Genomic DNA, 14,661 nt, shown 5'->3' with positions numbered 1-14,661 from the left:
CTATTTCTACTAAATCATTTTGTTTCTATCATCATTATAATTTAGTTATCATCTCGTGAAAACAGAAATAAACGACTACGGGCTATTGTACACGGAATAGTACAAAAGGAGCTGATCCGTTGTGGTTAGAGAATCTTCTCCGGGGAAGATGACCTACCTCTGTCCGAAGATTCCGGAGGAATGTCGCACTGGAGGACAATACGCCGTGCCATGGCATCTGTCCGAGCCGTTCGAGCTCGTTGATACGGTCACCGGAATGCCGGCCTTGGAGCAAACGGCCGTTCGTGCCTGCTGGAGCCCGGATTGTTTATTCGTCCAATTTATTTGCGAGGATCACCATATCGCCTCGGATTTTTTGAACAGGGACGATCCGTTATACGAACAGGATGTTGTAGAGCTGTTTTTTGATGAGCATGGCAGCGGAACTCATTATTTTGAGCTTGAAGTCAGTCCCCGCAACGTCGTGTTCGACGCCCGCATTGAGAATGACGGCTTCGGCAATGCGGCGCGGATCGATAAAGAGTGGAACTTTGTCGGCTTGCGGACGAATGTCCATTCGGATGCGCCAGGCAGACTTGTCTACGAAGTTCAAATTCCGGCATGTAATTTTGATCTGCCTTTCCGTGAGGGGCTGCAGTGGAGGGCGAACTTTTACCGGATTAACGAGAATCCGGAAGGAGTGCGCGAATATCAAGCCTGGCAGCCGACGGGTGCCGTTAATTTCCATGTGCCTGCTGCATTCGGAACGATGGTTTTTATTTAAGGAGGCGTATAGCGCTATGAAAAAAGGAATTAACATTTGGTCGTTCCGTGAAGGGACACCAATAAAGGATTGTATTCGTATCGCCAAGGCCGCGGGATACGAGGGCATTGAGCTGTCCCTGAACGAATCGGGAGAGCTGGGGCTGCAGACAACGGAGAAGGACGTCCGCGATATTCGCGCGCGGCTTGAAGATTCAAATTTGGAGCAGTGCGGATTAGCAACGGGGTTGTACTGGGATTATCCGATGACAAGCGAATCGGCCGATATCCGAGGCAAAGCGGTCGATATTTGCAAGAAACAGCTGGAGCTTGCTGCTGCATTCGGTGTCGATACGATTCTCGTCATTCCGGGGGCAGTCGGCGTTGATTTTATTAAAGGCAGCGAAGTCATTGATTATGAGAAGGCTTATGAACGCGCGCTGGAGGCGATTTCGAAGCTGGCGTCGGAGGCGGAAGCTGTCGGCGTTTCGATCGGCATCGAGAACGTGTGGAACAAGTTTCTTCTGTCACCGCTTGAAATGCGTTCGTTTCTCGATGCGGTCGGTTCCGACTTCGTAGGCTCCTACTTCGATGTCGGGAATGTCGTGCATGCAGGCTATCCTGAGCAATGGGTCCGTATTCTAGGCAAGCGAATTAAGAAGGTGCATTTCAAAGATTACCGCAGACAAGCCGGTGGACTGCACGGGTTCGTTGATCTGCTTGCAGGGGATGTGAATTACCCGGCCGTCGTTTCGGCGCTTCGCGAGATCGGATACGACAATTACGTCATCGCCGAGATGATTCCACCGTATACGCATTATTCGGAGCAGATTATTTTCAATACATCCGCTGCAATGGACGCCATTTTGGGCCGAACACCAGCAGCCAACAAATTGATTGGGGAGGCGTAAACATGCTGAAGGCAGGGTTGATCGGGTTCGGCTTCATGGGCCGGATGCATTTTGACAATTATGTCCGTTTGGCAGCAGAGGGGTATCCGGTGCAGCTGACGGCGATCTGCGATATCCGGATCGAAGAGCTGAAGCAGGGGAAGGCAGAGGGGAATATTGCAACGGAACAGGACTTGTATGACTTGTCTCCATACCGGCTGTACGACGACATCGCGAACATGCTTGCAAACGAGCAGTTGGATATGGTTGACATTACGATTCCGACGCATTTGCATGCTGACCTGACATGCGAGCTGCTGGAGCGCGGTCTGCACGTTCTTTGCGAGAAGCCGGTCGCGCGGAATTCGGCAGACGGCCTGCGGATGGTAGAGACGGCGAAGCGAACGGGCAATAAGCTGATGATCGGACAATGCCTGCGCTTCTGGCCGGCTTATGAATATTTGAAGGCATGCGTGGAGGACGGCCGCTACGGGCAAGTGAAGGGAGCTTATTTCTACCGGGGATCCGGCGCGCCTAAGGGATGGTTTCTGAACGGCGAGCTTAGCGGCGGCTGCTTGCTGGATATGCATATTCATGATACGGACATCGTCCATTGGCTGTTCGGAAAGCCGGATCAAGTATCGTCACTGGGCCGCAACGTCATTCCGGGAAGCGGCTATGATATCGTATCGACGAACTACAGCTATAAGGACGGCAAAGTTGTCAACGCCCAAGCGGATTGGACACTCGAGGGAGACTATGGATTTGCGATGACCTATCGGGTTAATTTCGAACGGGGCAATCTTGTATTTGAAAACAATCAATTAAAAGTGAATCCGCATGACGGCCCCGGATTTATTGCGGAGCTTGCACCGGATATGGGATACTACCGGCAAATTCGCTACTTTACCGACGCTGTCATCCATAATAAACCGATTGTGGTCTGTACGCCGGAAAGCGCGGTGGGAACGCTCGAAATCATCGAAGCGGAGATTCATTCCGCGGACAACGGCGGAGCTTGGGTAGAACTGGCGTCGGTCGTAAAAGAGGAAGAAGGATCAGCCGGACCGCGCTGATGCACACGGTAGAAGATGAAGGCTGCAGGCTTTTTAGACTGCAGTCTATTCATGCTATATTCATTCTCATCGTTTTGTTAAAAGTCACTTTTCGTCTAATAAAAGGTTTATATTCATCTCATGACCGGACTTGTTGCGTACAAAAGTGAACCAATTCAAGGCTTCATTGTGACAATGATGGATAGACATGGATTCTATCAATCGATAAACTAGGATTACAGCTGCAATCCATCCGTTTGAAGGGAGTGCTCAATTTGATCAGATTGAACATCTTTAAACTCATCAAACGGCCGTATTCCCTCCGCAACCGGCTGCTTGTCATTTTACCGCTCACCGCGCTCACTCCGCTTATTCTAATCGGCAGCATTTCCTACTATTCCATGCATTCCATATTGGAAAATAAAACGAAAGCCGGTATTCTGAGTCACCTTCACGAGGTCAGAATCTCGCTCGACAATACGTTACGCCAATTAAACCATGTCTCTCAGCAGCTCGCCTATGACGGAGTGGTCGGCAAAAATTTGGAGAACTATTTAATTTCAAAAACATACGAAAAAAAGAAGCTGGAGGAAGAGATCGAGAAGGAAATCAGCATGATCAGCTTTACGAATCCCGATCTTGGCCTCATTTTTTATTATTCCAACCAGAGCGGGAAGCATTTCTTTGAAAATTTTCCGGTTAACGACACGGTAAATATAGACCGTCTTCCTCAATTGATGAAAGCAAATCTAATCACGTATTTCGGGCCTCATTTGTCTTTGAATTCACTCGACGGACGCCTCGTATTCTCCGCGATCCGGCCGGTGAAACTGGACGAGAGGGATGATATATATGTTTATATGGAAACGAGCTACAAGCGGATTGACAGCATTTTAGGCAGCAGGGACGATGAGAGCGGCTATCTCCATTTAATTGTGGACGATCAGGGGAGAATCGCCTACAGCGAGGAGAAGGATGCTTTTCCCGTCGGTGATGCTTATCCGGTAATGGATTCATCGGGGGAACGCGCGTATAACGGCTATTACGCGTTCGAAGAGAACAATAATCAGTCATGGAAAGTCGTCACCTTAATTCGCGAAAGTGCTTATAAGTTTGAAATCAACCGTTGGATCGGCCAGTTTTCCTTTTTCGCCGTCATTTCCATAGCGGTCAGCTGCTTGTTTGCCGGATTGCTCTGGCGTACGCTGTACCATCCTTTACGAAATTTAATTCTGGATATCCGTGCCGTCAAAAACCGCAAGCTGATAGTGCCGGTCAGGCAATCGGACAATTTGGAGTTTAATCTTATCCACGGGGAACTTGAGCATATGCGGCTGCGCATAGCGAACCTCATTGATGAGATTGCGTATAACGAGAAGCAGAAAGCGGAGCTTGAGGTCGAGAAGCTGATGAATCAGATCAACCCGCACTTCTTGTTGAATACGCTCGATACGATCCGGTGGATGGCCAGAAGCGAGGGGCAGTTTGAGATCGATCGGCTCATCTCGATGCTGAACAAGCTCCTTCATTACAATCTGGGAAAAGACGGGGAGGCCAGCATCAACGATGAGCTCGAAGCGGTCGCGAACTATGTACGCCTGCAGGAAGTGCGCTATCATGTCAACTTCCAGGTTCATGTGCAGGTGGATTCCCGCGTTATGGATCAGAATATACCGAGGTTTATTTTGCAGCCGCTTGTGGAAAATGCCTTATATCACGGTTTGGACGGCGATGGAGTAATAGAGGTGGAAATCAAACAGCATGAGAACGCCTATCTGCTGATTACGGTTAAGGATAACGGTCATGGGATGAGCGAAGAGCAAATGGGGCAGCTCATGCAAAGCAAGCAGGACAAATCCGGAAAGCTGGGCATGGGAATCGGACTGCAGTACGTCATCCGCATGTTGAAGACCAAGTACGGAGATCAGGCTTCATTCCATATATCCAGCGAGGTTGGTCGGCATACGACAGTAACGTTGAAGCTCCCGATTCTAATCAAAGGAGATGCTTTCTATGAAAAAAGTGTTAGTGGTGGATGACGATCATTTGGTGAGAAAAGGATTCATTGGCATCATGCCGTGGAAGAAGCACGGATTTGAAGTCGTATCGGAAGCAAGCAACGGGGAAAAGGCGCTGAAGCTGCTAGAGCAGTCGGCGGTTGATTTGGTCATTACTGACTTGGCGATGCCTGTTATGTCCGGCATCGAGCTGATGAAGAAGGTGAAGGAGTATTATCCGCAGACGGCGCTCGTCGTATTGACCTTCCACCATGATTTCGAGCTCATTCAGGAAGCGATGCGTATTGGAGCCATTGATTACATAACGAAGGTGGAATTGGAGCACGAGCAGATGGATGGTATACTGAACCGGATCGCAGATCGGGTGAATCAGTTGGCAGGATCTGCTCCGTTGATATTGACCGAACCGGCGGGCGGAACCGGCGAGGAAGGGGAGTCGCGCTATTCCAGAGAGGTACAGGAATGTATCCGGAACGCCGTGTCCCTGATCCGCAGAGAGTTTCAAAATGAAGTGTACCTGCCCGACGTGGCGAAGCAGGTCAATATGAGCAGGAGCTATTTTAGCCGGTGCTTTCGGGATATCGTCGGTAAAACGTTTAACGATTATGTGAGGGAGTTCCGCATCGAGCATGCGAAGGATTTGCTGCTTCGAACGGGAAAGCCGGTACAGTGGATCGCCGTTCAATCGGGTTTTCCGAATGAAAAATACTTTTTCAAGGTATTCCGGGAATTGACGGGGATGCTTCCGCGGGAATTCCGGAATTCAAACGGAACTTCGAGCTCCCGCTTTCAAGTGAATATCATGGAGTTAGGGCATTAATCCGCAGTTTGGCGCGTCCGTGACGCGCTCTTTTTTTTCAAGTATGTGTTGAATATGTAAAGAGAACAGAAGCATGTAAAGATCTTTATATTGTTGGGGAAGAGACAGAGACTTTACAATAGATGGTAGGAAAACCAACATAAGCGTCCCGAAAAAGAGGAGGTTATGAAAATGAGAAGAGCGTTATGTATTACCATTTTAAGCGCTGCGCTAGTGCTTTCACTAGCTGCTTGCAGCAGCAACGGCAATACCGAAGCCAATCATTCATCCCAGCAGCAAAGCGGTACGGGGGCGGAGGGTGGTGACGAACCATCCGAGGCAGCGGAATCGTACGATCCTCTGGGGAAGTACGAGCAGCCGATTACTGTCACTGAAGTGCTGTCTTATCGTCCCCCGGAGGAAGCGGATGCGTTGAAGGGCATTACACCTGAGACGAACGGCTATGTCAAAGATTTGAAGGAAATGCTCAATATCGACCTTAAATATTTGTGGTCCGTACCTACGGACCAGTTCGAACAGAAGTTCAGTCTCGCGATCGCTTCAGGGGACTTGCCCGATGTAATGCAGGTCGACTATAACACGTTCGAAAAGTTCAAGGAGCAGGATATGCTGGCCGACCTTTCCGGCGTATATCCCAAATACGCGTCTTCGACGCTGAGGAAAACAATCGAGGCGGACGGAGGGTTTGCACTCAAGAGTCTGACTTCAGACGGAAAACTGCTCGGTCTCGCAACCAGCGGCGAAGGGGTCGTTCAAATCGTATGGATCCGGTCAGACTGGTTGAAAAACTTGAACCTTCAGCCTCCGGCAACGATGGATGAACTTGAGACGGTTGCCGAAGCGTTCGTCAACAACGACCCTGATCAGGACGGCAAAGCCGATACGTACGGCATTTCTTTAAATAAGAACTTCCTGGTAGGCGCCTGGGGATTTGATGCCAGAGGAGCATTCTACAGCTACGGCTCCTATCCGGGCGCCTGGATCAAAGGAGAGGACGGCAGGCTCGCGGCGGGGGAGATACAGCCGTCAACGAAGGCTGCGCTTGCAAGGTTACAATCTTGGTATAAGAAGGGCATTATCGACAAGGAATTCGCCTTAAAAGATGAAAACAAAGCGAGCGAAGATCTCGTGGCCGGCAAAGTCGGCATTTCGTTCGGAGAATGGTGGTACCCGAACTGGCCGCTCAACCTGAATAAGGATAACGATCCGAAAGCCGAATGGATTCCGCTTCCGCTTCCGTCGCTGGACGGGAAACCTGGTAAAACGCTCATTTCGAAATCGATCGGCTCGATTATGGTTGTCAATAAGAAAGCGGAGCATCCGGAAGCCGCGATCAAAATGGCTAACTTCTTCCAGGAGCTCTCCAAGCCTAAATATGCAGTCAAGGATTCCCCGGATTTCAAAGGAGCGAAGAACGGCTATATTTACCTCTGGTTTCAGCCGAGGTTCTATTATCCGAAAATGTTCGATGAAGTGATGGCCGCTGTCAGCGACGCCGTCGATGCGAAGAAAGAAACGCTCGACTTGGCCGATGATTTCCCGGGGGCCGGCGAGGCGCAGTCCGTCTTTGCCAATGCAAAGAAATTTTTTGCGGATCCAAAAGATAATTCCGCTTGGGGGATGTGGTTCAGCCGCGGCGCTAGAGACGGCGGAGTCGGCTTATCCAAGAAAATCGTCGATGAAAAAGTGACGGTGTATAACGAATTTTACGGCCCTCCGACGCCTACGATGATCGAAAGAGGCTCTTCGCTCAACAAGCTGATGGCCGAAACGTTTACGAAGATCATTATGGGATCCGCGCCGGTGTCCGAATTCGACCGGTTCGCCGAAAGCTGGAAAAAGCTTGGCGGCGGTGACATAACCGAGGAAGTTAACGACTGGTATGAGAAGAACGCCGTGAAATCATAAATGAGCTTCATCCTGAAAAGTGGAGGCGCGCACCGTGAGTCTTATACACGTAAACAAGAGAAGATTAGGTTCGGAAGTGCCGCTGCATATGATGCTCCTGCCAGGTGTGATCGTAACGCTGATCTACGCTTACGGTCCGATGCTCGGTATCGTGATGGCTTTTCAGAAATTCATGCCGATGCGCGGATTTTTCAAATCCGAATGGATAGGGCTCAAAAATTTCGAGTACGTGTTTAGTTTGCCGGATTTTAACCAGGTACTGTGGAATACATTTTTTATTTCCGTGATGAAAATTATTTTCGGCTTGTTCGTTCCGCTGGCCTTAGCGCTGCTGCTCAATGAGATCACGAAAAACTGGTTCAAACGACTCGTGCAAACAAGTGTTTTTCTGCCGTTTTTTCTGTCGTGGGCAGTGCTCGGCGGCGTTCTTATTGAAATCTTCTCGCTGAAGGGACCGGTTAACGCGCTGATTTCTGCCTTTGGTGGAGAACCGGTCATGTTTATGGGCAGCAACCATTGGTTCGTTACGATTCTCATCGGTTCGGACGTTTGGAAAGGGATGGGCTATAACATGATCATTTTCCTTGCGGCCATCGTTGGCATAAACGCCAACCTCTACGAGGCGGCTGAAGTTGACGGAGCGGGAAAATGGAAGCAAATGGTCCACATTACGCTGCCCGGTATGGCGCCGATCATTATTCTGCTGCTCACGCTTAGCTTGGGCAGCGTGCTTAACGCCGGCTTCGATCAAATATTGATTCTGTATAATCCGGTCGTTTATGAGAGCGGGGATGTCATCGATACGTTTGTCTATAGGCTTGGGCTATTCGACCAGCAGTATGCGCCTGCAGCGGCCATCGGGCTTTTTAAATCGGTCATCTCCGTTGGATTAGTATCGGTTTCCTACTACCTTGCCTACAGGTTCAGCAACTACCGAATTTTTTAGAAGGCAGGTGAAACCCTTGTCGTATAAACTCCCGATCGGCAGAAAATTATTCATGGCGGTTAACATTCCGCTCTTATTGTTGATTTCGGTCTTGTGCATCGTACCCTTCGTCCACCTGCTTGCCGTATCGCTCAGCTCCAATGCGGCAGCGTCCGCCGGCGAGGTGAAGCTGTGGCCGATCGGATTCACGTTTGACGCATACAGGTTTCTCGGGCAGAAAGCCGAGTTTACCCGATCCCTGGGTGTGTCGCTGCAGAGGGTCGCACTCGGCACGCTGATCAATATGTTTCTTGTATTTATCACTGCGTATCCGCTTTCCAAAACGATTGAGCATTTCCGGTTCAGAACCGTTTATGTCTGGTTTTTCGCGGTTACGATGTTTTTTGGGGGAGGGCTTATTCCGACCTACATGGTGGTGAAAGAGACTGGACTGATGAATACGATATGGGCGCTGATCATACCCGGTGCCCTCAACGTGTGGAATACCGTTATGATGCTTAATTTTTTCAGAGGGATTCCGAGAGAGCTGGAGGAAGCCGCCTCGATCGACGGCGCAGGTCATTGGTCCGTGCTGTGGAAGGTATATTTGCCGGTCTCGCTTCCATCAATCGCCACGATTGGCCTTTTCACGATCGTAGGCCATTGGAACTCTTGGTTTGACGGCATTTTATATTTAAACTCGCCGGATAAATATCCGCTGCAAACCTATCTTTCGACGCTGGTCACAGCTATTAATGTGAAGTCGATTACGATCGACGACCTGTCCGCTCTGCAAAACCTGAGCGAGAAGACGCTGCGGACCGCGCAAATTTTTCTGGGCGCGCTGCCAATCATGCTGGTTTATCCTTTCCTGCAAAGTTATTTTGTTAAAGGGATCACCGTCGGGAGCGTAAAAGAGTAGGAGGATGAAACATTGAACGGAACAGTCCTTGAAACCAGATGCTTAAGTTCTTTGGCCAAAGTGTTTCCCGATCAGGAGCTGACCGATCCGGTTACGGATAAAGGATCGGCGCTGCGGAATGAAGCCTTCTCGTTCCAGGTGGCCTTCCGGGCGAATCACATCCTCAAAGAGCTGAAGGTCCGGATCGAATCTGACTTGGCAGAGCAGATTTCCGTCCGGTCAGTCGGTCTTGTCCCTTCCGAGCTGCCGATTTACGGCGATCACGATGATTTCATCCTAAGGGCCGCACCAGGGCTGTATCCAGATCCCTTGTACCCTGTGGATGAGAAGGAAGGATTAACCGCATTGCCTGTGCAGTGGCGCGCGATATGGTTGACGGTGGACATCCATGCTCAAACGCCGCCAGGCATCCACCCCATTCGGATCGCGCTGGAGATTGCTGACGGAGAACGTTTAGCTGAAGAACTATTTGAACTGGACATCATCCCCGCTTCGCTGCCTAAGCAGCGCCTAATCCATACAGAATGGTTCCATGCGGACTGCCTGGCGGTTTATTACGGATTCGAAGTGTTCAGTGAGCAGCATTGGGAGATGATCGACCGCTACGTGCTGAGCGCCGCAAGACACGGCATGAACATGCTGCTTACGCCGTTGTTTACGCCGCCGCTCGACACGGCTGTTGGTGCCGAACGGCCGACGGTCCAGCTAGTGGATGTAGAGAAATCGGGCGAGTCTTACCGCTTCGGCTATGAGAAGCTGACCCGATGGATCGAGCTGTGCTTGCGGAGGGGGATCGAGTATATCGAATTTTCTCATTTGTTTACCCAATGGGGAGCGAAGCACGCACCGAAAATCGTCGCGACGGAAAACGGTGAAAGCAAGCGGATTTTCGGGTGGGAGACGGATGCGTCAGGAGAGGCTTACGGAAACTTCTTGTCGCAGTTTCTACCGTCGCTTGTTACTTACATCCAGGATCATGGGCTTGCGGGACGATGTTATTTTCACGTATCGGACGAACCGAACATAGAAAGCCTCGCTTCATATGAGAGCGCAAGCCGGATCGTGAACGGATTATTGCCGCAGTTTCCGGTTATCGATGCATTGTCCGATTATACATTTTACGAGAAAGGGCTCGTGAAACGGCCAATTCCTTCAAACGACCATCTGCAGGCCTTTTTGAATAACGGCGTTCCGGAGTTGTGGACCTATTACTGCTGCGCGCAGTATAAGGACGTTTCCAACCGTTTCTTTTGTTTTCCGTCGGCACGCAACCGGATTCTAGGCATGCAGCTGTATAAATACGAGATTGCCGGCTTTCTGCATTGGGGCTATAATTTCTGGTTCTCGCAGCTCTCGCAGAAACCGGTCGACCCCTATCGGGTAACCGATGCGCTGCACGCCTTTCCGTCTGGTGACGCTTTCCTCGTTTATCCCGGGAAAGAGGGACCGGTCGAATCGATCCGGCTGGAGGTGTTTACCGAGGCGCTTCAGGATCTGAGAGCGCTTCAGCTGCTGGAAAGTCTGATTGGCAAGGAAAAGACGATTGAGCTGCTGGAGGAACGGTTGGCAGGCCCCCTCACCTTTACCGAATATCCGCAACAGGCGGAATGGATGCTGACCAAACGGGATGCGGTCAACCGTGCGATCTCGGAGCTGCACCCCCGGTCCAATTGAATGATACCCATGTCGATGAAACCCTTGTCCCAGCGCTCGGGTTTCTTTTCTGTACAACTGCAAGGTGAGAGGATATCGTTCATTCAGGTCGAATTAACCAACGAGGATTGCTCTTTTTTTACCAGAATCAGATCCATTTACGCGGTTAAAGAAATCTGAAGGGGGAACGACGTGAGGGGACTTTCGGATTTGTCGAGACTGCATGTTTACCAGAAGGTCATTATCGTTTTCGTGGCTATGATGCTTCCGGTCTACTTGATCAACCTTTGGATGAATATGTCTGGGGTTTCTTTTATGAAAAAAGGGTTCTCCGATTCGATCTTGTCCAATGTCCAATTTTATTCGAACCAGCTGAACGATCAATTTACTTTCGTGCGTACGCTGCAGCTGCAGCTGATCAACGATCCCGACCTGCTGAAGCTGAGTTTTCTGGGCGGACAGTTGAACGGTTTTGACGACTATCAATTGGTGAATAGATTGAGAGACCGTCTGTTTACGGTCCGGGATTCAAGCGATTACCTTGCTAACGTCGGGGTGTACGTCAATTCGTTCGGGAGAACGATATCAACGCAGGGGGGTATCGCGCAGCTGCCGAATTCGGAATATTCACTTATCTCCCGCTATACGGAGCAAAAGCCGCCGCAGCCGATCTATTACGATGAAGGCCGGCTCTTCTTCATCGAAACGGCTAATAACGGAAGCATCGTCGTCTATATGGAGCTGTCCTCCAAAAATCTTGAAGCGACCGTTTCGAATCTTGTGAAGTTATACCACGATTCCGGTGCGCTGCTGGTTGACGGAAGGCAGAACAGCGCCATATCGGTTATGACCGGAGGGCCGATCTTGAATGAAATGAAAGCGGCGATCGCCAAACGCGGGGATGCGGAGCGTTCGGTCGACAGCTACATGTTGACGGCCAATAAGCAGAATTATATGGTTGCCCAAACGCATATTAGCGCCCTCGGCTTGACGCTCTACACCTACATGAACCAAAACGAAGTCACAGAACCGCTCAAAAGGTTCAACGCCTGGTTTACGGTACTTTCTTTCGTATCGCTTGCCATCGTAATCATGTTCTCGTATTCCGTCAATTTAATGATCCATAAGCCTTTAAAAAAGCTCATTCGGGCATTCAAAAATCTGGAGACGGATAACCTGATCGTCTCGCTGCAGCAGCACGGCGACAATGAGTTCAGCTATTTATATGAAAATTTCGACCGGATGGTCCTTAAATTGAGGCATTCGATCCATGAAAACTATGAGCAGCAAATCGCGCTCCAGCATTCCGAACTGAAACAGCTGCAGTCCCAGATTAATCCGCATTTTTTGTACAACAGCTTCTTTAACATCTATATGATCTGCCGGAGCGGCGATCTCGACAGCGCTTCAACCTTGGCGCAAAAGCTCGGAAGCTATTATCAGTTCATTACGCGCAGCGGAAGGGAAGAGGTTACGCTCGATGAAGAATACCGGCATGCGCTTGACTATTGCGACATACAGGGCATCCGCTTCTCGAATCGGATCGAAGTGGAGGCGGAGGAACTGCCGGAGCTTTGCAAGCCGCTTGAGGTTCCAAGGCTGATCATTCAGCCGCTCGTCGAGAACGCGTTCGAACATGCCTTTGAGAGCGGGGCCCGCCGAGGGAATATCTATATGAAAGCAGCCTTTACCGGCGGTATACTGTCTATTTCCGTCGAGGATGACGGGAGTACAATGACGGACGAGTCGCTGCTCGAGATGCAGGACAAGCTTGATCATGTGTCGCAGCTTCCCGAGAAAACAGGACTGCTAAATGTTTGCAGACGGATCCAACTTAGATTCGGCGAACAAAGCGGCGTGTTTGTTTCCCGAAGTTCACTGGGCGGCTTGAAAGCGGAAATTCGCATTCATTATGAAGAGGGGGAGCAGCATGTACCGGATCTTGATCGTAGATGATGAACCTGCCATAGTGGACGGGCTGATGCAGTATTTCCAAGAGAAGTATATTCAGGAGCATGACTTGTGTAAAGCCTACTCGGCAAGCGATGCGCTCGACATTGTGAAGAAAACCAAGATCGATCTCTTGATCAGCGACATTCGCATGCCTGGAAAGAACGGGCTGCAGCTCATCGATGACGTGTTGTTTTACTGGCCGTCTTGCCGGATCATTCTGCTTACCGGCCACAGCGAATTTGATTATGCTTACAAAGCGATTCAGCAAAATGTTGACTCTTATCTGTTGAAAACGGAAGGAATCGAGGTGATTGATCGGGCCGTTAAAGCCGCCCTCAGCAAAATCGACGAAGACCATCGGGCGAAAACAAAGCTGGAGTTGGCGGAATTGCAGCAGACGGCGGCGGAACCGCTGTTTAAGAAAGCGATTTTTGAAGCGCTGCTGACCGGCGAGGATGCGGAGGCGGTATGGATCAGCGGCTTATACGAAGCATTGTCCCTTACGATCGACAACCGGCAACCGGTTATGATGATTGCCGGGAAAGTCGACCGTTGGGAGGAGAAAGTGCCTTACATGAAAAAAATGGAGGTTTATTACCAGGTTCAGAAGCTATTTGCTGAGCGGCTTCCTCAGCAAATTCATGCCGAAACGGCTGTTCTTGACCGCTCCGATTTCTTATGGTTTATCCAGCCTGCTGGCGATGCCGGCAAGTTTACCGGTCAATCCGGGAGTACGGACTGGCGGGGGCTGATCGATTATTTGAAAGGAATGCTGGAACCTGTGCAGAACAGCTGCCGGGAGAAGCTCGGCATTCCCGTATCGTTTGCGATCGGCCGGGCGCCGGTCGAGTGGAGCGGTATCGGTCAAGAGTATGAAGCGATGAAGGAGGCGTTGAAGCAGCGTGCCATCATCGGTCAGCCGATGGCCATTATTGATCTGAACATGGCGGGCGATTGGATCAGGCTGGAATCGGGAAAGCCGGCGGAGACGAGCTCCGGCGAATTCAACCGTATGCTGGGCGCGCTGGAGAAATGTTTGAACGCCGGCGATATAGAAGGGGCTATTGTGCAAACAACTTGTCTGGTCGGCGGCATAAAGAATGAGATCGCACGAAACTATATGCTCGGGATGGAGAGATATTACACGCTCCTTCTTGCCTTTATCTCCTATCTGAACGGCATTCACGCCTATGATAAACCGGTCAACGACATCGGGGTTACCAGTTTGCCGTTTCTGGAGCCGCCGGTGGAATGGGGGGCTGTCGAAGACAGGCTGAACCGTCTAAGCGAATCGATTTGCCGGATAAAGAAAGAACAATTGGAGAAAAGCGAGAATCTGATGGTGGAGCGTATCCACCGTTATGTGAATGACAATATGGGCGGTGATCTTTCGCTGGCCAGAATTGCGGAAGTGGTCTATTTTAACCCCTCGTATCTATCCCGTTTCTACAAACAGCTGACTGGCCGCAATTTATCCGATTACATTAATGAAACAAAGACGAGTACGGCGGTAAGGCTGCTTGGACAAACACCAATGAAAATTAATGAAATCGCCATGAAGCTTGGGTTTGAATCACCTTCTTATTTCACTTCTTTCTTCCGTAAGATGGTGGGAACGACGCCCCAGGAGTATCGGGAAACGGCAAATCTAAAGAGGTAAACAGAACAGAAGCACGTAAAGATCTTTATATTGTGGCAGTAATCCTTCCGGTCTTATGATGGTGATATAAAGCTTGTGTAAAGCGCGCTTACACGGCTCTAACAAAACCTGAACGG

General features: G+C 50.2%; 11 protein-coding genes. All 11 read left to right on the top strand.

Annotation, left to right across the window (positions count from 1 at the left end; translation table 11 throughout):
• The first annotated feature begins 121 nt into the window (after positions 1-121).
• The 11 genes from DFP97_RS09540 (at position 122) to DFP97_RS09490 (ending at position 14,545) form a co-directional block, all read left to right on the top strand.
• Complete coding sequence (locus tag DFP97_RS09540) at positions 122-763, top strand: carbohydrate-binding family 9-like protein (RefSeq protein ID WP_114379767.1); 642 nt, start codon at positions 122-124, stop codon at positions 761-763.
• 16 nt (positions 764-779) lie between these two features.
• Positions 780-1,652, top strand: coding sequence for a sugar phosphate isomerase/epimerase family protein (locus DFP97_RS09535; protein ID WP_114379766.1), 873 nt, complete (start codon positions 780-782; stop codon positions 1,650-1,652).
• A gap of 2 nt (positions 1,653-1,654) precedes the next feature.
• The gene (locus DFP97_RS09530; protein WP_114379765.1) at positions 1,655-2,707 is read left to right on the top strand and encodes a Gfo/Idh/MocA family protein; all 1,053 of its coding nucleotides are present in this window, start codon (positions 1,655-1,657) and stop codon (positions 2,705-2,707) included.
• Positions 2,708-2,961: 254 nt separating this feature from the next.
• A complete protein-coding gene (locus tag DFP97_RS09525) occupies positions 2,962-4,725 on the top strand; it encodes a sensor histidine kinase (RefSeq protein ID WP_114379764.1) in 1,764 nt (587 codons plus the stop codon).
• Positions 4,700-5,524 carry a response regulator transcription factor gene (locus tag DFP97_RS09520; protein ID WP_114379763.1) on the top strand — a complete coding sequence of 275 codons (825 nt, stop codon included), beginning with the start codon at positions 4,700-4,702 and terminating at the stop codon, positions 5,522-5,524. Before DFP97_RS09525 ends, DFP97_RS09520 begins: the two co-directional genes overlap by 26 nt.
• A 171-nt stretch (positions 5,525-5,695) precedes the next feature.
• Complete coding sequence (locus DFP97_RS09515; protein WP_245976040.1) at positions 5,696-7,432, top strand: extracellular solute-binding protein; 1,737 nt, start codon at positions 5,696-5,698, stop codon at positions 7,430-7,432.
• A gap of 88 nt (positions 7,433-7,520) precedes the next feature.
• Positions 7,521-8,378: an ABC transporter permease gene (locus tag DFP97_RS09510; RefSeq protein ID WP_114379925.1), complete on the top strand. Its 858-nt coding sequence runs from the start codon at positions 7,521-7,523 to the stop codon at positions 8,376-8,378.
• Between the two features lie 52 nt (positions 8,379-8,430).
• The gene (locus tag DFP97_RS09505) at positions 8,431-9,279 is read left to right on the top strand and encodes a carbohydrate ABC transporter permease (protein WP_114379924.1); all 849 of its coding nucleotides are present in this window, start codon (positions 8,431-8,433) and stop codon (positions 9,277-9,279) included.
• Between the two features lie 12 nt (positions 9,280-9,291).
• Positions 9,292-10,953 carry a DUF4091 domain-containing protein gene (locus tag DFP97_RS09500; protein ID WP_114379761.1) on the top strand — a complete coding sequence of 554 codons (1,662 nt, stop codon included), beginning with the start codon at positions 9,292-9,294 and terminating at the stop codon, positions 10,951-10,953.
• A 171-nt stretch (positions 10,954-11,124) separates the two neighbouring features.
• Positions 11,125-12,888: a sensor histidine kinase gene (locus tag DFP97_RS09495; RefSeq protein WP_114379760.1), complete on the top strand. Its 1,764-nt coding sequence runs from the start codon at positions 11,125-11,127 to the stop codon at positions 12,886-12,888.
• Positions 12,863-14,545: a response regulator transcription factor gene (locus DFP97_RS09490; protein WP_181873433.1), complete on the top strand. Its 1,683-nt coding sequence runs from the start codon at positions 12,863-12,865 to the stop codon at positions 14,543-14,545. Before DFP97_RS09495 ends, DFP97_RS09490 begins: the two co-directional genes overlap by 26 nt.
• Positions 14,546-14,661 lie beyond the last annotated feature (116 nt).

The organism is Paenibacillus prosopidis (assembly GCF_003337375.1).
Taxonomy (GTDB): domain Bacteria; phylum Bacillota; class Bacilli; order Paenibacillales; family Paenibacillaceae; genus Pristimantibacillus; species Pristimantibacillus prosopidis.
Note: the sequence above shows the minus strand (reverse complement) of the source record. Positions and strands in the feature narration are given on the sequence as shown.